This window comes from Idiomarina sp. ST10R2A5 (assembly GCF_051842325.1).
Taxonomy (GTDB): domain Bacteria; phylum Pseudomonadota; class Gammaproteobacteria; order Enterobacterales; family Alteromonadaceae; genus Idiomarina; species Idiomarina abyssalis.
In genome coordinates this window covers 18,807-38,909 of the sequence record NZ_JBNIEX010000011.1, presented here as the reverse complement: position 1 = coordinate 38,909, position 20,103 = coordinate 18,807, and the positions used below count along the sequence as shown (strand labels likewise).

Here is a 20,103-nt window from a genome sequence, read left to right as displayed (position 1 = left end):
CATTAACCCTTCTTCTCACGACACTGACGTTCAAGGCGCTCAATTTGAGCCCGCAGCTGTTGTAAATCGGTTTTAAACTGGTCAAATTCAGCTCTTACCGGTAATAGTTTTTTCTCTTCAGTTAGCACACCATGGACCCAGCGCTGCTGCTGTTGCCATTGTGTTTTTACTTGCTCGCGGCTGCGACGCCAAAGCTTACCCAACCAGTGTGCAGGCACGTCGCCTATGGTCTTCGCCAGTTCCGCTTCCCAGTCGACGTTTAACGACTTAAACAAGCTCACCACCTGTTGCGCCAGCATAGGGTCACCGTCAATATCCAGTAAATCCGCTTTGATCAGTCGCGTCAGGTTGGCTGTATCCTGCAGCTCGGGCAGTACACCCATTTCTGTTGCTATCCGGCAGTCTACATCGCTCTCATCCGACGTACTGAGCTGCACACCGTGGGTGTCCACACTCACGGTAATTTCAAAAGGCAGTTCTTTCAGATGAAAGCGCAGACGCTTTCCGTCCAGACGCTGCAAACGCTCCACCGACTCCGGGTCACGGTGCAACAGATTATTCGCTACCTTTTCAACCAACAAAGTTGGAATAAGCGGTAATAGCGTCATCAGAATTTATACCCTCGGTGCAGTGCAACCACGCCGCCAGTCATATTCTGGTAATCGACTTTTTCGTACCCGGCAGTGCTCATCATCGACTTCAGCGTTTCCTGGTCCGGATGCATGCGGATAGATTCCGCCAAATACTGGTAGCTGTCAGAGTCGTTAGCAACAGCCTGTCCCATTTTGGGTAAAATGTTGAACGAATAGAAGTCGTACACCTGGTTCAGCGTAGCCGATACCGGTTTAGAAAACTCAAGAATTAATACACGCCCGCCAGGTTTGAGTACCCGCAGCATAGAGCGCAGAGCTCTGTCTTTGTCGGTGACATTACGCAAGCCAAAAGCTATGGTAATAACGTCAAAGGTATTGTCATCAAACGGAAGTTCTTCCGCGTCAGCCTGCACATAACGTACATTGCCAATAACGCCGCTGTCGCGCAATTTTTCACGGCCTACTTTCAGCATAGCGTCGTTAATATCGGCCAGTACAACTTCGCCCTCAGCCCCGACACGGCGTGAAAACTGCGCGGTTAAGTCGCCGGTTCCTCCGGCAATATCCAACACTTTCATACCGCGGCGAACACCACTGCAGTCAATGGTGTAACGTTTCCATAAACGGTGAATGCCAAACGACATTAAGTCGTTCATGACATCGTATTTTGCCGCTACCGATTGAAAGACATCAGCGACCAGGCTTTTCTTCTGACTGCGGGCAACTTTTTGGTACCCAAAGTCAATGGATTCTTCGTTTTTATCGTTCATTTAACTATCCCGAACTGATTTTGTACTAGTGTACTTGATGATCACACCTGAGCATAGTGGTCACGACGTGGTAACCAGCGCTCAATTAACGCTTCAGCGCTTTGTGGGTAGTGCTCTAATACGTGCTGAGCAATATTTTGGGCTTCTGGTATTAACGCTTCATCGCGCTCTAAGTCAGCCACTTTCAATTCGGCCAGGCCGGTCTGCCGGTGCCCCAGCAATTCACCCGGTCCGCGAATTTCTAAGTCTCGCTGTGCAATCACGAAACCATCGTTACTTTCCCGTAAAACGCCCAGTCGCTGCTGCGCCGTTTTCGACAATGGGCTGTGATACAGCAGCACGCAGTGACTGGCTACCGAACCACGACCAACCCGTCCGCGCAACTGGTGCAACTGAGCCAGGCCCAGCCGCTCCGGGTTCTCAATGATCATCAGCGACGCATTAGGAACATCCACCCCAACCTCTATGACAGTCGTTGCGACCAATAGGTCAATGTCACCCGCTTTAAACGCCTGCATCACCTGTTCTTTCTGCTCGTGCTTAAGCCTGCCATGCACCAGCCCAATACTTAAACCTGGCAGCTGTTCCTGCAAGTCATTGGCGGTGTCTTCTGCGGCCTGACATTCAAGTACATCGGACTCTTCAATAAGCGTACACACCCAATAAGCTTGCCGACCCTCAGTGGTGCAGACCTCCCGCACTCGTTCCACCACCTGTTCCCGCCGGGTATCCGGAATGGCAACCGTTGTGACCGGTGTCCGGCCTGGTGGTAGTTCATCAATTACTGAAGTGGCCAGATCGGCATAGGCCGTCATAGCTAAGGTTCTCGGAATAGGCGTTGCGGTCATAATCAATTGATGAGGGTGCACACCGGCCTGAACGCCTTTTTCTCGTAATTGTAACCGTTGATGCACACCAAAACGGTGCTGCTCGTCAATAATAACCAATGCCAGGCGCTGATATTCAACATCCGCCTGAAACAGCGCATGGGTTCCAACCAGTAACTGGATCTCACCTTGCTTTAACTGTGCCAGTAACTCCTGACGGGACTTACCTTTTGATTTGCCGCTCAACCAGGCGACACTAATGCCCAGCGGCATTAACCACTGACTAAAGGTAATAGCATGCTGTTCAGACAAAAGCTCGGTTGGTGCCATTAAAGCCACCTGGTATCCGGCTTCAATCGCGGCCAGGGCACTGAGCGCAGCAACCAGAGTCTTGCCCGAGCCAACATCGCCCTGCACGAGCCGCATCATTGGTTGGCCTCGGGCCATATCGCTGGTAATTTCTTTCACCACTCTTGCCTGCGCGCCAGTGGGTGAAAACGGTAACTGCTTTAAAAATGCCTCTTGTAACGCGCCATTGCCTTTTATGGTAAAGCCCGCCTGAGCCTGTCGGGACTGGCGTAACTGCAGCAAACTTAATTGATGCGCAATAAGTTCTTCCGACGCCAATCGCTGCTGCGCCGGATGCTCGCCTTGCTCCAACTGATGCAAAGGAACATCTACCGGCGGTCTGTGCAGAGTTAAAATCGCTTGTTCGAGAGAAAGTTGATGGGGCCTTAATTTTTCCGGCAGAAGCTCGGGCAAAGAACCAGGCTGAAGATACGTCAGTGCCTGCTCAATGATCTTACGCAATAGCCCTTGAGTTACACCTTCTGTCATTGGGTAGACTGGTGTCAGAGTCTCCTGCATATTCAATGGCTCACCGGCTTTGACCACGCGGTACTCCGGGTGGATCATCTCCCAGCCGGTCATGCCGCGGCGCACTTCACCAAAGGCTAATAAATGCGTGCCTTGAGCAAATTGTTTTAACTGAGCAGCACTGAACTGAAAAAAACGCAGACTGATACTGCCGGTTTCATCGCTGGCCTGACAAATCAGCATGCGCTTACGGCCGTACTTAATATCGGCATGCCGCACCGTGACCAAAACATTGGTTGCCACACCGGCACGCAAATTTGCAACGTCGGTCACTTGGGTACGATCTTCGTATCGCAGCGGCAGGTGCAACAGTGCATCGCTGACAGAGGCTAAGCCCAGCTTGCGCAGCTTAACCGCAACCTTTTCGCCCACACCTTTAAGTACCGTCAGTGGAATGTGCTGCAGTCCTTTTACCGCCACCTTTGCTCCTTATCTTGCACGCATCGCCAGCCACCAGGCTTCGTCCGCGACAATTTGTCCATTTTCATCCAACTCCGGATAAGGCATATTCTTACGCTTGCATGCCTTGGCATAAATCGGATGACCGCCTTCAAACAGCACTCGGTGTCGTTCTTCGGCACTCACGTGCGTTTTATCGTAAAGTCCCGCCAGTTCACGCTGGCGTTGCGCTTCATACAACATCACAGCGCCAGCTACAGAAACATTCAGTGACTGTACCATGCCCACCATAGGAATCATCACATGATGATCAGCAATATCCAGCGCCTCATCGGTTACGCCATATTTTTCCTGACCCAGTAAAATAGCGGTCGGCTTGGTGTAATCGACCTCACGGAAATCTACAGAGTGTTCTGACAAGTGAGTCACCACCACCTGCATACCTTTTCCCTGAGTTGCCTCCAGCGCTTCACCAATGGTTTTGTGATTGTGAATTTTTACCCAGTTCTGGCTTCCTAATGCAGTTCCGCCGGACAACCTCGCCTTTTTGGTCAGCCATATCGCGTGCATTTCATGGACGCCTATCGCATCTGCCGAGCGAACCACCGCAGACAAATTATGGTTTTTATGCACGTTCTCCATGACAACAGTGAGGTCTGGCTGGCGTTTGTCCAGCATCTGGTTAATTCGTTGATATCGTTCAGGACTCATTGCTTTTTTATAAAAATAGGACTAGATATAAGCAGTATACCCGAGAGAATCGGTCAGAACTAACCCTATGCTTCTTCAAGGAAGACAATAATAACAATGTCGTATTCCTATATTGCTCGGCAACCGATACTAACCAGAGATCAAAAAGTCTATGGTTATGAGCTGCTTTTCCGCGACAGCACAGCTAATAGCTTTCCGAATATTGACCCGAATGAAGCAACTTCCAAACTGCTTTTGGAGCAGCACCTACTGGGTGACATTCAGACACTGTGCATGGGTAAGCAGGCCTTTATCAATTTCCATGCCCGCACGTTGTTAAACGACTTCCCTTCTTTTTTAAATGCCCGAACGGTTTGGGTTGAACTGCTTGAGACCGTTGGAGTTGATGCCCCTTTACTCGAAGCCTGCAATACGACGACCGCCAAAGGTTATCGCATTGCATTGGACGATCACGACTTTGACGGGCAGTGGGATCCGGTTATTCCGATGATCAACATGGTGAAAGTTGATATTCAGGAGCAGGGCTTAAACCTCGAAAGTAAAATTCGGTTCTTCAAAGAAAAGGGAATTCCTCTTTTAGCCGAACGGGTTGAGACTTACGACGAGTTTGAACGTTGTCTTGAATTGGGCTTCGATTATTTTCAGGGCTTTTTCTTTGAGAAACCTCAGGTCGTACAACAAAAATCGCTCTCGCCAAACCGTATTAGTAAGCTGACATTATTATCTGAGGTTCATAAAAAAGAGCTCGACTTAAATACCATAAGGCAGATCATCGAGCAGGACTTGTCGCTGACATACAGTTTACTGAAACTGGTGAACAGCGCACTTTACGGCGGCCGTAAGAAAATAGAAAACATTCAGCACGCTTTAGTCTATTTAGGCGATGCCGAAATTCGCCGCTTTGTTACCTTGGTGGTGTTAGCCAATGTCTCGGCAGGGCAACCTGAAGAGCTGACCATTAAATCAGTGACCCGGGCGCGTTTTATGGAGTTAGTCACGGTCGAAATTCTCAATGAAAAACATCGCTCCAGCGCTTTTCTAGCCGGTATGCTTTCGTTACTGGATATTATACTGGGGGTACCGATGGACGATGTTCTCAAACAACTGCCACTTTCTTCAGAAATCACAAAGGGGCTGAAAAGCCGCGAAGGTGTCTGGGGCTATCTACTGCAAATGACCGAAATTTACGAGCGCGGCGAGTGGGATGCTCTGGATAAGCACCCTTTAAAACAAAAATTAAACGGCACCGATATTGGGCAGCTCTATATCGATGCCAGCCAATGGTGCCGTTTAGCGCTATTTTGAACCTTAACCTATAAGCTTACGCGATACCTCATAGATGTCCGTCCGACGGTCTTTTTTATTCGTTACCGACCCTTCGTGATGCAAATAACGAAGCTCATCCAGGTTTAAGTCAGAAAACATCAACATTTCGGTGTTCGGTGTCGTTTCCGACATAATTGCGTCATGCGGGAAAGCAAAGTCAGACGGTGAGAATACAGCCGACTGCGCATATTGCACGTCCAGACTTTCTACTTCAGGTAAGTTACCCACACTGCCACAAATAACCACATAGCATTCATTTTCTACCGCACGAGCCTGAGCGCAATGGCGTACGCGCAAATAGGCGTTACGGGTGTCCGTCCAGAACGGCACAAACAGAATTTCCAGTCCCTCATCGGCCATTATGCGGCCAAGCTCAGGAAACTCGACGTCATAGCAAATCAAAATGCCAATGCGTCCGGCGTCGGTATCAAAAACTTTGACTTCGTTGCCGCCTTCAATAACCCAGTCGCGTTTTTCGTGTGGCGTAATATGTAACTTATACTGCTCTTCCACCGAGCCATCGCGACGGCATAAATACGACACGTTATAAATTGTATCGCCATCCTGAAGCGGCATAGAGCCAGTAATGATATTGACGTTGTAACTGACCGCCATTTGCGACATTTCACGCTTAAACAGATCGGTGTACCCAGCCAGAAAACGAATCGCATCCATTTGCTGGCTCTGGTCAGTCAGCCCCATTAACGGTGCGTTGAAAAACTCCGGAAAGACAGCAAAGTCACTTTGATAACCCGACAAAGCATCAACAAAGTATTCCACCTGCTTCAGCAGCTCTTCTACCGACTCAACCGAGCGCATTTGCCACTGCACGGCCCCCACGCGTACGTTTTGAATACGGGTGGTGAGAATGTTATCCGATGGCTCGTACAGAAAGTTATTCCATTCCAGCAAAGTCGCAAAGCCGCGCGACTTCTCGTCCTCGGGTAAATACTTACCCAGTAGGCGTTTTACGCTAAAGTCGTTGGCCAGCTGAAAAGTCAGAATGGGATCATAAATTTCACGGCGCTGCACCTTATCCAAATATTGGCTTGGCGTCAGTTCGTTAGAGTACTTATAGTAATTGACGATACGACCGCCTGCCAGAATAGCCCTCAGGTTCGCCTGTCGACAAAGCTCTTTGCGCGCATCGTACAAGCGACGGCCCAGTCTGTAGCCCCGGTATTCAGGGTGAATTAAAACATCCAGGCCATAGAGCGCATCGCCTTTCTTATTATTAAGAATGGCTTCTCTGTGACCAATTAAGTCGTCGTAGGTGTGGGGGTTAGAGAACTTGGTGTACTCAACTTTTACGGTCAAGGCGACCCCGACAATGCGTCCATTGTCCTCCAGACAAAACTGGCCTTCCGAGAAATCTTTTATCAGCTTTTCTATCGTAAACTGACTCCAGGAGCCGCCTATATCTTTATAGACCGCATCCATTAACGCTTTCAACTGTTCGTAATCTTCCAGGCGCAAATTTCGTATTTGCAAATGCAGTTCATCCGGGCTCATTATCTCTATCCTGATCTAAAACAACTTTACCGACAGTCTACACGTAATTGGAATAAGGTTGCATCAGGATAATTAGCTGTATAAACTTCTGGACGTCCAAATAAAAATAAAAGGCTGACACATGACAGATGCTTCGCCACAACCGGCTAGCGCTAAGGCGCTGTTACCTCTAGCGTTATTCTTAGTTTTGTTCTTAGGAACAGGGCTGTATTTTCAAAGCGAAGGCGTAGAGTACGCGTTTTATCAACTGCCCAGCCCGGTGGCTATTTTACCGGCAATAGTGCTGGGTATACTGCTCAGCAAACAGGCTTTTGAAGAACGTATTGAAACCTTCGTCGGTGGTGTCGGCGACAACAACATCATTACCATGTGTTTAATCTACTTATTGGCCGGTGCCTTTTCCACGGTCGCAGAAGCAACCGGCGGTGTAGATGCCATGGTGGCTTTAGGTTTAAACATTATCCCTCCATCATTTCTGCTACCCGGGCTATTCATCATAGCGGGCGTTATCTCCACAGCTATGGGCACATCAATGGGTACCTTGGCGGCACTGGCCCCGGTCGTTCTGGGTATTGGTGAAGCAACCGATATCAGCCTGCCATTGCTGGCCGGAGTGCTGGTTAGCGGCGCGATGTTTGGTGACAACTTATCCATCATCTCTGACACCACCATTGCTGCAACTCGTACACAGGGCTGTACCATGCGCGATAAATTCCGTGCGAACCTTAAAATTGCAATACCAGCGGCTATTTTCACCGTTATTTGGCTGATCACTTACGATACCAGTCAGGTGCCTCTGGAGATCCCGGAAGCTAACCTCTGGCTGTCACTGCCTTACTTCGCCATTATTTTACTGGCGGTAATGGGGCTTAACGTTTTTGCCGTATTAGGTCTTGGTATTGTGTTAGCCGCTGCTTTTGGCATGTTCACGGTCGACTATGAATGGGTTGCTTTCAGTCAGGATATTTACGAAGGCTTTGGCAGCATGCAGGAAATTTTCCTGCTGTCGTTACTCATTGGTGGCTTATCAGCGCTAATCCGTCAGCAGGGCGGACTGGCTTTCTTAGCCGCTTTTGTCGAAAGTGCAGCCAACAAGGTGAGTAAACATAAGCAACGAGCCTCCGCCATTGGCGTTGCCGCACTGACCGCACTGACTAATTTCTGTGTTGCCAACAACACCGTCAGTATTCTGTTAGCCGGTGAGGTCAGCAAGCGTTTGGCAAAAGTGGGTAACTTAGCACCACGACAAAGCGCCAGCTTATTAGATATTTTTGCTTGTGTTGTACAAGGCGCGTTGCCGTATGGAGCGCAAGCGTTGCTAATGGGGGCTAGCTTTAAAATATCCCCATTGTCAGTCAGTTTGCATACGGGCTATTGCTTTATTCTGGCAGCAGTGGCTATTGCCATTATCATCTGGCGTCGACCTCTGGAGGACAGAGAGCCGACACCAGAGTCAGCCTAAATTAGTTGGTACTGGGCAGTTCCATAATGCCGTCAATTTCAATCTGCGCGCCTTTCGGTAATTGTTTTACGCCGATAGCCGCGCGAGCCGGATACGGCTGTCTGAAATGTTTTGCCATCACTTCGTTCACAATAGCGAACTGACCCAGGTCGGTCAGATAAATCTGAACCTTGACCATATCCTGTAATTCACCACCGGATGCTTCACAAACTGCAGTCAGGTTTTTAAACACCTGCTCCGCCTGAGCTGTGAAGTCTTCACTAACAAGCTCCATAGTTTCAGGAACCAGCGGAATCTGCCCGGAAAGATAAACGGTCGTGCCAATTTTGACTGCTTGCGAATAAGTGCCGATAGCAGCAGGCGCTTTATCCGTTGAAATAATTACTTTAGACATATTACTTCCTTAAGCGCGTCACGCGCTGAACATCCGGCATTTTACGAATGTGACGTATCACGTCCGCTAAGTGCTTACGGTTTTTTATGGTTAAAGCCACATCAATGAAATAAATGTTGGCGTCAATTTCTTCGGTCTGCAGACCGTCAATATTACAACCCGTGGTGGCAATTGACGAGGTTAACTTGGCCAGTACACCCTGATTGTTAACAATTTCAATGCGAATCTCAGAAATAAACTCGGCGTCGGGTTTGTTATCCCACTCAACCGGGAAGTAACGACCGGGATCATCTTCATGTCCGCGAACATTTTTACACTCACGGCGATGAATAACCAAACCTTTACCCGGACTGACATGGGCAATAATATCATCGCCCGGAATAGGCCGGCAGCACTTTGCGAAGCTTACCAGAAGACCTTCAGCTCCTTTAATTGAGAGGCTTTTTTGCGATGCGTTGTCGTCTTTTATTGGCTGTAAATCGCCTAATAACCGCTTCGCAATAGCTATCGACATCATATTTCCCAGGCCAATTTGCTTTAACAGGTTCTCACGGGTATCAATTTTGGTTTCCTGCAACACTCGGTTAAATTCCGATTCCGGAATTTCGTCATAACTGACTTGCCCAAGCGCTGAGCGAAGTAAACGTTCACCCAGTTGCTGCGCTTCATCAGCTTCCTGGCTTTTCAGGTACTGACGGATTTTCGCTCGTGCTTTACCGGTTACGACAAAGTTCAGCCAGGCAATATTAGGACGCGAGTTCGGTGCTGTTTTTATCTCAACCGTCTGCCCTGTCTCTAACGGCTTACTCAATGAATAAGTGCGATGATTAACCCTGGCGCCAATGCACGTATTACCAATATCGGTGTGTACCGCATAAGCAAAGTCTACTGCCGTAGCGCCCTGAGGTAATTCGGTGATACGTCCGTCCGGGCTAAATACGTAAATTTCATCGGGGAACAGGTCAGATTTGACGCTTTCAATAAACTCAAAAGAGTTACCGGCACTTTGCTGCAGCTCTAACAGACTCTGCATCCACTTACGGGCGCGCACCTGAGCGGTAGTACTGGAGTCATCAGATTTTTTGTACATCCAATGTGCCGCGACACCTCTGTCGGCCATAAGATCCATCTCTTCAGTGCGTATCTGAATTTCTACCGGTACCCCGTGTGGGCCTTTTAAAGAGGTATGCAGCGACTGATAGCCATTTGACTTAGGAATTGCAATGTAATCTTTAAACCGCGTTTCAATGGGTTTATACAAATTGTGCAGCGCGCCAAGAACCCGGTAGCAGGTATCCACACTGTCCACAATGACGCGGAAAGCATAGATATCCATAACCTGTTCAAACTTAACTTCTTTAGCCTGCATTTTGCGGTAAATACTGTGCAAATGCTTTTCACGGCCGGATACCCGCGCTTTAATATTATTGCCTTCAAGCCGGGAGTTGATTTCACTCTGTACACGCTCAGTAAACTCGCGTCGATTACCACGTGCCCGTTTAACTTCCGATTCCAGCAACTTCCCGCGCCAGGGATACAACGCCCAAAAGCCCAGTTGCTCCAGCTCGTTTTTAATATCGTGCATACCCAGACGGTGCGCTAACGGCGCATAAATTTCTAAGGTTTCGCGGGCAATGCGGCGGCGTTTGTCGGGGCGGAGGTGCTGAATAGTGCGCATGTTATGGGTGCGGTCAGCCAGTTTAATCAGAATAACCCGAATATCCTGCACCATCGCCATAATCATCTTGCGATAGTTTTCCGCCTGAGCTTCTTCTTTAGAGTTAAACTGAAGTTTATCCAGTTTAGAAACCCCTTCGACCAGACTGGCAACCGTTGCGCCAAAGCGCTCGGCCAGGTCTTCCCGGCTGGTTTCGGTATCTTCAATCACGTCATGCAGTAAGGCAGCCATGAGTGTTTCACAATCCAGCTTCATATCCGCAAGCAAACTGGCTACCGCAACCGGGTGAGTAATATAGGGTTCACCACTGCTACGTTTTTGCGAACTATGGGCTTCATTTGCTACAACAAAGGCATCACGAATACGCTCCACCTGCTCAGATGGAAGATACTCACTAACTTGAGCCTTTAAGCCTTCAAATAAGTACACCAGATAACTCCCCGGGTCACACCGGACTTATGAATATACTTTCAGAATAAGGGGATTTGATAGAATTGCCAACGGCATTGATGCCGTTGGCGAATAGAAATTTTTATTCGATACCGCGCAACGCATCTACGGCGCGCAGTTCTTCAGCGTCTTGCTGTTTTTGAGCGGCTTGATCTTCGATGTCCAGACGTTCGTTGTCGATAAGACCTTGCTCTATTTCACGCAAAGCAATAACAGTTGGCTTTTCGTTCTTTGTTTCAACTAATGGCTCTTTACCATTAGCCAACTGACGCGCGCGGCGTGAAGCTAACAAAATTAAATCAAAACGGTTACCAACACGGTCTACAGCATCTTCTACAGTTACGCGAGCCATGGTTTTACTCCAAATAAAGCGTGAGTCGTATTTTTCGAAAGGCTAAGAATTATACGGAATTAAGCCCTATGATCCAAGCAATTCCTTCAATACCTTTGAATATCTTACTTGTTGGTGCGGCATTTTATGCCGTTGGGCAAAGACAATATGCTCCAGCGATGCCAGAGTACTATCAAAATCATCGTTTACCAGTAAGTAGTCAAACTCATGATAATGCGACATTTCTGCCTGAGCTTTTGCCATGCGCTCAGCAATAACTTCATCGGAATCCTGACCTCGAAATCGCAACCTTTCTTCCAGAATATCCAGGCTTGGGGGGACAATAAAAACCGATCGCACTTCAGGGTGGTGCTCACGAACTTGTTGAGCGCCCTGCCAGTCAATATCGAGGAAAACATCTTTGCCTTCAGCCAGTAAAGACTCGACGACTTTACGAGAGGTTCCATAATAATTGCCGAACACTCGTGCCCATTCATAAAACTCACCCGCATCAATACGCTGTTCAAACTCGTCGGTATTGAGAAAATGGTAGTGGACGCCCTGCACTTCACCCGGGCGCGGAGCACGCGTAGTAGACGATACAGATACCTGCATGGATTGATCGGGGTGTTTTTCCAACAAAGCCCGTATCAGGCTCGACTTGCCTGCGCCACTGGGGGCCGCAATGATAAACAAATTCCCTAACACCGGAGACGCGGTCATAACGGGTTCTCTTTTTAAGAAACGGACGATCACTGTTGGCGCGAAATAATAACACGGTTTCACACCGCGATGAAAATTGAGTAGAGTATGGCTTTTACGCAGCAGCGGTACTAATTTGCAGACTTCATCAGCGCCAGTGGCGAAACCATCAAAACTTCCCCTCTTTTTCGGCCTGTTGGTTCTGGTGTTGCTGGGGCTCAATCTACGCCCGCTGCTAACCTCGGTAGGACCTCTTGCCGACGAACTGCAAACCATTACCAAACTGTCTTTTAGTGAAGTTTCGCTACTGACCACACTGCCCATTTTAATGATTGGTTTAATGGCGTTATTCGCTGGCCGGGTAACAACAGCATTAGGTTATAAGCAGGGCATAGGTCTTGGCCTGCTTGTACTTTGCGCAGGCCTGCTAGTACGCTTATTTGAACCGACAAATATAAGCTTAATCAGTAGTGCCCTGGTTGGAGGGGTTGGTATTGCACTGCTTCATATTGTGATCCCTGAGCTGACCAAGCAAAAGTATCTGAATCGCTTAGGCATGGTCACCGGTCTTTGGTCTGCTGCACTGATGGGCGGTGCTGCACTCGGCGCCGTTGCCACCCCCTGGGCCGCAAACTTACTACCTGAACGGTTCCAGGCTCTGGGGAGCTGGTCCCTGTTGGCCTTACTGGTGCTCGTCATTTGGTATCTCCCTTTTAACCGGGTTCCGGTAGCCAGCATCCCTCCAAGACACCTACTTTTGCGTGCTCATCGTTATCCAAGGGCCTGGCTGCTCGGTATTTACTTTGCCCTGGTTAATGCAGGCTATGCAGGGTTCATTGCCTGGATAGCACCTTTTTACGCGGAGTTTGACTGGCCAGCACAAAAAGCCGGAAATTTACTGGCACTGTTTTCTTTAGTTCAGGTTATTGGCGCTTTATTGTTGCCGGCTTTATCTCGAACACAAGACCGACGCTTTTGGCTAATGCTAGCGGTTATCACCCAAATGGTGGGGTTTGCCGGACTCAGTTGGTTTCCGACAGCGGCTCCGTGGTTATGGTCCGCTCTGTGCGGTTTTGGTTTAGGTGGCGCTTTTCCGCTGTGCATTGTTATGGCACTGGACCATATCGATAACCCAGTGCAGGCCGGGCGTCTGGTTTCCTTTATGCAGGGTATAGGCTTTATGTTTGCCAGCCTCATGCCGCTTTTAACCGGATGGTTCAGAGATGTTTCAGGCAACTACAGTTTAGGCTGGCAACTACACATCATTGTTGGCTTATTAATTTTGCTTATAACCTGGCGCTTTAACCCCAAGAGTTACAAAGGCTTATTTAACTTGCGGGAATAATTCTCGCAATAATGTCGTCGGCCAAACTCTCTAGCTGTTGCTGAGGTAAACCTCGTCCCGCCATGGTGCGCAACCCAATAACATTCGTTTGCAACAAGCGACCAAGACGTTCGGGAGACTGAACCCGACCAATTTCTCCACGCTGCTGCGCCAACTTGAAAGCATCGGTGAAGCCGCGCTCAAACTCGTCCAGATAAGCTTTGGCAGGTTCACTAAACGCCTTGTCTTCCGGAGTGAACTCAAGCAAAGTTTTCACTAACATGCAGGCTTTCGTCGGCGACTCATTAGATGTCATTACCGCTATATTGCGAAGGTACAAACTGATACCCTGCAAAATAGACGAACTTTGAGCCAATGTCTGTTCAAACTCTTCCGTTGCAAGCACAGCGAACTTTTCCAGAGTTTCTTTAAATAGCGCTTCCTTGTTACCAAAGGCGGCGTAAATACTTCCTGGCCTCATGTCCATTTCTTCTTCGATGTCTTTCATCGAGGTCGCATGATATCCCTTGCGCCAGAAAAGCTTGAGCGCATTGTTAAGCGCTGTTTCCCGGTGAAATTTAGGCGTTCTGGGCATTTTCTTCATCCTTAATTATTGACCTAAAAGTAAGTATAGACCTGCTTGTCCCTAATTTCACTTTAAGAAGTGTTAAGAATTATGATCCAAAGGTTTCGGGAACGACTATTAGAAGGAACATTACAAATAAGGGTAACACTATGGAAATTGTTCAGTTCGGTTCCGATGATATTGAAAATACTCTGGCGAAAATGTCAGATGACAAATTAAACGACATTGCGTTTGGCGCGATTCAGCTCGACGGCAGTGGCAAAATCATCCAGTACAATGCCGCTGAAGGCGATATTACAGGTCGCGATCCGGGTGCTGTTGTTGGTAAAAACTTTTTTAAAGAAGTGGCTCCTTGTACCAACAGCCCTGAGTTTAAAGGCCGCTTCGATGAGGGCGTAAAAAATGGCGACTTGAACACCATGTTCGAATACGTTTTTGACTATGAAATGAAGCCGACTAAGGTCAAAGTTCACATGAAAAAAGCCCTGACAGGGGATACCTACTGGGTGTTTGTTAAGCGGCTATAACGTGGCAAACTCACTTAATCACCACTTCATTGTAACTGTCATCGGCGATCTTATCGCCGATGAGCTCTCCAGAATGCGTCCGGCTGAAAGCGAGCACTGGAAGCGCCGTCAGTGGCACGAAGACGATTATTTGATATCGAAAAACCAGGTCACAAAAGACGATGGCGACGAAGCTGTTGCGGTAGACTCCCTAGAAAGGCTTGCTCTGGCCGGGCGGGTTGTCCAGTTTTTCCACATGGGAGACAGCGGAGTCGAGGACTATCTCTTACGTCGCCACAGTCTGTCCGAATGGGCTGAAGTGGTGCTTAAGTCACGACAAGTTCACTCTCAAAATTTAACCGTAACGACTTCTGGCAGTACAGGACAACCTAAGGCTTGTGAACACTCATGGAGCACTTTGGTTGAGGAAGCTAATGCGTTTATACGTATTTTTAATAGTGAATACGACATATCGCCTAACAGAGTGGTCTCCTTAGTTCCCAGCCATCACATTTATGGCTTCCTGTTTACTGTGTTATTACCTAATCTCGTCGATATTCCCGTTATAAGAGGGTTCAAAGCCTATAGCCATGTTCGTAACGGCGGCTTGCGTGCAGGCGACATCGTTGTTGGCTTTCCCGAGTTATTGACTCAGCTTTCTACAGAGATCCCGCCATTACCGCCGGGAGTGCTTTTTATGAGTTCAACGGGTCACTGCCCACCAGGCACATTGCACCAGCTCTACTCTATGGGTGCTGCAAGAACTGTCGAGGTTTACGGTAGTTCAGAAACTGCAGGTGTGGGTTATCGCAGCGAGCCAGAAGACAATTATCGCTTACTTCCCCGCTGGCGCAGCCACGACAGCAATCCTCAGTGTATCGTTGACAGGCAGACGCTATTAACCTTTGATTTACCGGATAGCGCAGCTTGGAAAAACGACAGTGAATTTCAGATTAAAGGGCGTGTTGATAAAGCTATTTCAATACGGGGAACCAATGTATTTCCCGACCATGTTGCTGATTGTCTACGCCAGCACCCTGATATTGCTGATGCCACTGTCAGGCCACTCGTAGCGGACGAAGGAACAGGCTTAAAGGCGTTTATTGTTTTACAAAGGCATTCTGAAAACGCCATGACTGAGCAAAGTCTAAAAAACTGGCTAAGTGAACGTTTACTTGCGGCCGAAGTCCCTCAGCACATCAGCTTTGGTAAGCAGTTACCGCTTAATACCATGGGCAAGGCCTGTGACTGGGCTATCGATAAACCTTAAGCGACTCAATTAATGCAGCGCTCTGACGAGTACATCGTCAAAGCGTAGATCCGTTACCTGGGCACATTCCAAAGCAATTTTATGCTTTACATTCTGTTGTGTTAACTGCTCCCGAACAGAGTTCAGACACTCATTATTACGATCAGCAGAAAGAGTCGACATAAGCACAACAATAAGGCCATTCCCTAAGCTACCCGGAATGTCGTAATCACGAATGCTATTACGCAATATATGGCTTGTCGCTTTTAACGTCGCAACATCATCAGCCACTTTTACAACAAGAACGTAATATTGGTATTCGGAATGCGCCTGAAATAGACTAAAGCGGCGTTGCAATGACTGCAGCATAAGGCGCCGATTGTAAAACCCCGTGTTCTCATCGCTGCCCCCCGTTTGTCGTAACTTCAATTCAAGTTCTTTGTAGTCGGTAATATCCTGAGTGGTGCCAAAAATAATTTCCTGACCATTGTCATTCGTCCGGTAAATACCAGATTCCCGTAACCATCGAATTTCGCCGTCCGCTAACATGATGCGATGCTCCACGTCCCGCGCACCCGACTGCTTAACCGCTTCAATAGCTTCAGTCAGCGCTTGTCTGTCTTCCGGGTGGGTCTTATCCATAACCAATGCTAAAGACGGTTTGGTTTTTGCTTTATTCAGACCATGTAAGTCGTACATAGTATCGGACCATTTAGACAACCCGGTTTTTAAATCCAGCTGCCAATGACCCAGCCCCCCGACTCGCTCGGCTAACATTAAATTCCGTTGGTTCTCTTCGGCTTTCAGTTCCAGCATTTTTCGTTCGGTAATGTCGAGCATTTGCCCATTCCACAAGGTGCTGCCGTCGTCTTGTTGAATCGTTACCGCGTGTCCGTATATCCAGGCTTCTTTACCGTTTCTAATCACACGGTATTCTTTTATCCAGCGGTATTTGTAACGGGCGGAGTCGTGCATACTTTTCAGTACCGACTGTAAGTCATCGGGGTGGATAATGTTGCTGAGCAAATTAATATCGTGACTCAATGCCTCGGCGGAACATCCGAAAATAGCTTCCACGCCCTGGCTCACATAGTTAAATTTTAATTCCCCGTCTGGCGAACGTTCAAGTTGGTAAAGAGCGCCTGGAACAGCATTTGCTAAGAGCTCTAAATTCACGCGGCTTTTATCAGTATTCATAACGACTAAGTCACTTTTTATCTACTGCAACAACAGTGCTAATAATACCGCAGTGGCCAGAAACTAAACAGCAAATTAATACAAAGTGACCCATTACAAATCTTTCTGAGTAGTCTATATATAAATAAATCTTAGAAAAAACAGGAGCTTTTATGTCGGCCGAAAAGAGCAAATGGCATTCTGCGATTTTAGTGCCAGTATTTCTCCCTGCAGTAATCGTTATTGCACTGCTGGTTATAGGCACTTTGAGTGCGCCTGACAAAGCCGGGGAGATATTCGACTGGACATTAGCAGGCATTACTGACAATTTCGGTTGGTTTTATATGCTGGCAGTCGCACTGTTTCTTATATTCATTATTGGTGTGGCTGTTTCCAATTGGGGCAAGATTAAACTGGGTCCTGACCATTGCGAGCCGGAATACAGCTTTACGTCCTGGTTTGCCATGTTGTTCTCTGCCGGCTACGGTATTGCATTGCTCTTTTTCGGCGTGTCCGAACCCATATTACATTATGCAGAGCCTCCTGCAGGAGCGGCTGAAACCGTCGGTTCTGCCAAGCAGGCCATGCAAATTGCGTATTTCCATTGGGGTTTCCATATTTGGGCAATTTATGGCCTGGTAGGCCTGGTGTTGGCTTACTTTTCTTTTCGCCACGGGTTACCACTTACCATGCGCTCAACCCTTTACCCGCTTATTGGCGACAGAATAAATGGACCCATTGGGCATACCATAGATACTTTCGCCATTCTCAGCACCATGTTTGGTATTGCAACGACTCTGGGGCTGTCCGTTATTCAAATTAACGCAGGGCTCAATTATTTATGGGAAGATATTCCCGTCGGAACCATGGTTCAGGTTATTTCCATTGGACTCATTACTCTAGCCGCTATTGCTTCAGTGGTGGCCGGTATGGACAAAGGGATAAAACGGTTATCACTGATTAACATGACTCTGGTTGTCTTCTTGCTTCTGTTCGTTTTCGCGGTAGGGCCAACAATACACATCCTGGAAACCTTCCTGCAAAACACCGGGGCTTATTTAAGTGGCATTGTCGAACGGACCTTTAACCTGCAAGCCTATGAACGCAGCGACTGGATTGGTAACTGGACCTTATTTATATTTGGCTGGACCATTGCCTGGGCGCCTTTTGTCGGGTTGTTTATTGCTAAAATAAGCCGCGGCCGTACCATTCGCCAGTTTGTTTTCGGGGTCATGCTGGTGCCTACGATATTTACTTTCTTCTGGTTCGCAGTGTTTGGCGACACCGCACTCAACATGATAATGAACGAAGGTTATACAACCTTAATCTCAGAAGTTCAGGACAACCAGGCAGTCGCACTGTTTAAGCTTTACGAAAACCTGCCAATGACCAGCATATTGAGCTTTCTGACGGTACTTTTAATTATTACCTTCTTCGTAACGTCGTCAGATTCCGGTTCACTCGTCATTGACTCCTTATCCTCCGGCGGCATGATGGAAACGCCTACATGGCAGCGTGTTTTCTGGGCCAGTACGGAAGGTATTGTCGCCGCAGTACTGCTCGTAGCAGGCGGCCTTGGGGCTCTACAAACGGCAGCCATTACCAGCGCCTTACCCTTTGCCGTCATTATATTGATATCAGCAGTGGGCATGTGGCGTGCTCTGGTCATTGAAGGGTACCAGTCCAATAGTCTCCAGAGTCACCGTCATTCTCACCGCCGTGGTGTTAACGAAGGCCCGGATTATTGGAAAAAACGTCTGGCCGGGCTGGTAGATTTCCCGAAGAAGGAGCCGGTACTGGACTTTATTAGCGGGCCTGCCACAGAGAGTCTTAAAAATGTTCGTGACGAACTGAAAGGCCAGGACTGGCCTGCTGAATTCAGGGCTGATGACGAACACAACCGAATTATCCTTAGTGTTGAACGAAAAGATGATCTCGATTTTGCTTATGAGATTCGTTTAAGAGACTATCTGTTACCAGAGTTTGCCTTAACTAATGACAAAAATAGAGAAATTTACTATCGGGCAGAGGTTTTCCTTAGACAAGGTGGTCAGTCGTACGATCTCTATGGTTATGAGACAACAGATATTATCAACGACGTGATCAATCAATTTGAGAACTACCTTCATTTTCGTCATCATAGTCCAGGTGTCTTACCCTGGGATCTTGAGAAACATGACGAGGACTTGAACGACGACCTTGAGACAAAGAAGTAAAAGGAGTGTAAAAGGTCGCTCTACGGAGCGGCCTTTCAGTGGTCGGACTGTTGATAGTACGAGACATGTGCGAGAATAGCCGTATTATCAGTATGGAGTTTAATGGTCACTATGGAACGTGTTGATACACCTACTCAGAAGCTGGCACCTATGCCAAGCATGCTGTTGCGCTCACTGCTAACCTTGCAGCGAAGTGACGAGTCTGAGGCCGAATCAGAGACTTTATGCAAAAGTTACTCTATTCCTGCGCCTACGGAAAAACACCTGAGTCGTTATCATCAAGCGTTTAATGGTTTTGTCAGCGATGTCCCTTTAGCTATGCTTTACTGTATAGCCCAAAGAGCACATCTTTCTCAAATGCTGGATGACAGTTTTCCCTGGCCCGCACCCGGTCTCGTTCATGTCAGCAACAAAATCGAACGACATCAGGTTATTTCTGCACAAGCTCCTTTTCAACTGATTTCAAAAGTCAAAGTCCCTAAACGTGGTCCTGATGTTTCTCCACGCCGTTTGCGTCCGCAGTTTGTGGTAGAGTTTTGGCAAAACAACGAAAAAGTAGCCACCTGTTCGAGTGTCTATCAGGTCATGAGTGGCCAAAGCCAGGCTCCCTCGAAAAAAGCAGCAACCCCTATAAAGCCATTTGAACCTGAAGCGGGCTGGGAAAACATCAGCCATTGGCAGTTGGGCAGCGGTATGGGCAGGCGTTACGCGAGAATTTCCGGTGACTTTAACCCGATTCATCTGCATCCTCTGGTATCGCGCTGGTTTGGGTTTGAGAAGCCGATTATCCATGGCATGTACATGATGGCAAGAGCTCAGGCTGAACTTGAAAAGCGCCAGCAAAAAGCCGTTACTTATATTGACGTTACGTTCAAACGACCCGTTATTTTACCGGCTCGGGTACAGCTCTGGGCATCAGAAGAAGAGGATAAAACCAAATACGAAGTAAGAAGCAGCGATCATGTTTCCTTAAAACTAGAAGGGTCAGTCCGTTTCGACTGACCCTTAAAAAGAC

The 20,103-nt window shown here is 48.0% G+C and carries 18 protein-coding genes; 7 read left to right on the top strand and 11 right to left on the bottom strand.

All coding sequences use genetic code 11. The features are described from left to right. Nucleotides 1-2: 2 nt before the first annotated feature. From ACP7FG_RS11995 to trmH, 4 genes are read right to left on the bottom strand one after another with little or no spacing between them, the layout of a single operon-like run. On the bottom strand, nucleotides 3-608 hold the full coding sequence (locus tag ACP7FG_RS11995) for a ubiquinone biosynthesis accessory factor UbiJ (protein ID WP_054490112.1): 606 nt from the start codon (nucleotides 606-608) through the stop codon (nucleotides 3-5). Beyond that, on the bottom strand, nucleotides 608-1,363 hold the full coding sequence (gene ubiE / locus ACP7FG_RS11990; RefSeq protein ID WP_439226509.1) for a bifunctional demethylmenaquinone methyltransferase/2-methoxy-6-polyprenyl-1,4-benzoquinol methylase UbiE: 756 nt from the start codon (nucleotides 1,361-1,363) through the stop codon (nucleotides 608-610). The genes ACP7FG_RS11995 and ubiE overlap by 1 nt, the downstream gene beginning before the upstream one ends. Before the next feature lie 41 nt (nucleotides 1,364-1,404). Then, a complete protein-coding gene (recG, locus tag ACP7FG_RS11985; RefSeq protein WP_439226508.1) occupies nucleotides 1,405-3,486 on the bottom strand; it encodes an ATP-dependent DNA helicase RecG in 2,082 nt (693 codons plus the stop codon). A gap of 9 nt (nucleotides 3,487-3,495) precedes the next feature. Next, nucleotides 3,496-4,176, bottom strand: coding sequence for a tRNA (guanosine(18)-2'-O)-methyltransferase TrmH (gene trmH, locus ACP7FG_RS11980; RefSeq protein ID WP_439226507.1), 681 nt, complete (start codon nucleotides 4,174-4,176; stop codon nucleotides 3,496-3,498). Nucleotides 4,177-4,272: 96 nt separating this feature from the next. Here trmH and ACP7FG_RS11975 point away from each other — a divergent pair, with 96 nt between their 5' ends. Then, nucleotides 4,273-5,481 carry an EAL and HDOD domain-containing protein gene (locus ACP7FG_RS11975; RefSeq protein WP_439226506.1) on the top strand — a complete coding sequence of 403 codons (1,209 nt, stop codon included), beginning with the start codon at nucleotides 4,273-4,275 and terminating at the stop codon, nucleotides 5,479-5,481. 3 nt (nucleotides 5,482-5,484) lie between these two features. On the opposite strand, the gene ACP7FG_RS11970 is transcribed toward ACP7FG_RS11975, so the two are convergent. Continuing rightward, on the bottom strand, nucleotides 5,485-7,014 hold the full coding sequence (locus tag ACP7FG_RS11970; RefSeq protein WP_054490101.1) for a bifunctional GNAT family N-acetyltransferase/carbon-nitrogen hydrolase family protein: 1,530 nt from the start codon (nucleotides 7,012-7,014) through the stop codon (nucleotides 5,485-5,487). Nucleotides 7,015-7,135: 121 nt separating this feature from the next. On the opposite strand from ACP7FG_RS11970, the gene ACP7FG_RS11965 reads away from it, so the two are divergent. Next, entirely contained in the window at nucleotides 7,136-8,476 is a 1,341-nt protein-coding gene (locus tag ACP7FG_RS11965) for a Na+/H+ antiporter NhaC family protein (RefSeq protein ID WP_439226505.1), read from the top strand. A gap of 1 nt (nucleotide 8,477) precedes the next feature. On the opposite strand, the gene ACP7FG_RS11960 is transcribed toward ACP7FG_RS11965, so the two are convergent. The 4 genes from ACP7FG_RS11960 to gmk form a co-directional block, all read right to left on the bottom strand. Beyond that, nucleotides 8,478-8,870: a RidA family protein gene (locus ACP7FG_RS11960; RefSeq protein WP_222235901.1), complete on the bottom strand. Its 393-nt coding sequence runs from the start codon at nucleotides 8,868-8,870 to the stop codon at nucleotides 8,478-8,480. A gap of 1 nt (nucleotide 8,871) precedes the next feature. Continuing rightward, nucleotides 8,872-10,977, bottom strand: coding sequence for a bifunctional GTP diphosphokinase/guanosine-3',5'-bis pyrophosphate 3'-pyrophosphohydrolase (spoT, locus tag ACP7FG_RS11955; protein WP_199493788.1), 2,106 nt, complete (start codon nucleotides 10,975-10,977; stop codon nucleotides 8,872-8,874). A 103-nt stretch (nucleotides 10,978-11,080) separates the two neighbouring features. After that, entirely contained in the window at nucleotides 11,081-11,350 is a 270-nt protein-coding gene (gene rpoZ / locus ACP7FG_RS11950) for a DNA-directed RNA polymerase subunit omega (protein ID WP_011235607.1), read from the bottom strand. A gap of 66 nt (nucleotides 11,351-11,416) precedes the next feature. Next, nucleotides 11,417-12,052 carry a guanylate kinase gene (gene gmk, locus ACP7FG_RS11945; protein ID WP_199493787.1) on the bottom strand — a complete coding sequence of 212 codons (636 nt, stop codon included), beginning with the start codon at nucleotides 12,050-12,052 and terminating at the stop codon, nucleotides 11,417-11,419. Between the two features lie 136 nt (nucleotides 12,053-12,188). Here gmk and ACP7FG_RS11940 point away from each other — a divergent pair, with 136 nt between their 5' ends. Beyond that, nucleotides 12,189-13,376: a cyanate transporter gene (locus tag ACP7FG_RS11940; protein ID WP_244994786.1), complete on the top strand. Its 1,188-nt coding sequence runs from the start codon at nucleotides 12,189-12,191 to the stop codon at nucleotides 13,374-13,376. On the opposite strand, the gene ACP7FG_RS11935 is transcribed toward ACP7FG_RS11940, so the two are convergent. After that, on the bottom strand, nucleotides 13,360-13,950 hold the full coding sequence (locus ACP7FG_RS11935; RefSeq protein ID WP_439226504.1) for a TetR/AcrR family transcriptional regulator: 591 nt from the start codon (nucleotides 13,948-13,950) through the stop codon (nucleotides 13,360-13,362). The genes ACP7FG_RS11940 and ACP7FG_RS11935 overlap by 17 nt on opposite strands. A gap of 140 nt (nucleotides 13,951-14,090) precedes the next feature. Here ACP7FG_RS11935 and pyp point away from each other — a divergent pair, with 140 nt between their 5' ends. Further along, the gene (pyp, locus tag ACP7FG_RS11930) at nucleotides 14,091-14,468 is read left to right on the top strand and encodes a photoactive yellow protein (protein ID WP_054490088.1); all 378 of its coding nucleotides are present in this window, start codon (nucleotides 14,091-14,093) and stop codon (nucleotides 14,466-14,468) included. Between the two features lies 1 nt (nucleotide 14,469). Then, the gene (locus tag ACP7FG_RS11925; protein WP_439226503.1) at nucleotides 14,470-15,717 is read left to right on the top strand and encodes an AMP-binding protein; all 1,248 of its coding nucleotides are present in this window, start codon (nucleotides 14,470-14,472) and stop codon (nucleotides 15,715-15,717) included. A gap of 9 nt (nucleotides 15,718-15,726) precedes the next feature. Here the strand turns inward: ACP7FG_RS11925 and ACP7FG_RS11920 are convergent, their stop codons facing one another. Then, a complete protein-coding gene (locus tag ACP7FG_RS11920; RefSeq protein ID WP_439226502.1) occupies nucleotides 15,727-16,893 on the bottom strand; it encodes a PAS domain-containing protein in 1,167 nt (388 codons plus the stop codon). Nucleotides 16,894-17,045: 152 nt separating this feature from the next. Between ACP7FG_RS11920 and ACP7FG_RS11915 the strand changes: the two genes are divergently transcribed. Both ACP7FG_RS11915 and ACP7FG_RS11910 read left to right on the top strand, forming a co-directional pair. Continuing rightward, nucleotides 17,046-19,088 (top strand): BCCT family transporter, encoded by a 2,043-nt coding sequence (locus ACP7FG_RS11915; protein ID WP_439226501.1) that lies wholly within the window; start codon nucleotides 17,046-17,048, stop codon nucleotides 19,086-19,088. A gap of 102 nt (nucleotides 19,089-19,190) precedes the next feature. After that, a complete protein-coding gene (locus ACP7FG_RS11910; protein WP_234972492.1) occupies nucleotides 19,191-20,090 on the top strand; it encodes a MaoC family dehydratase in 900 nt (299 codons plus the stop codon). Nucleotides 20,091-20,103 lie beyond the last annotated feature (13 nt).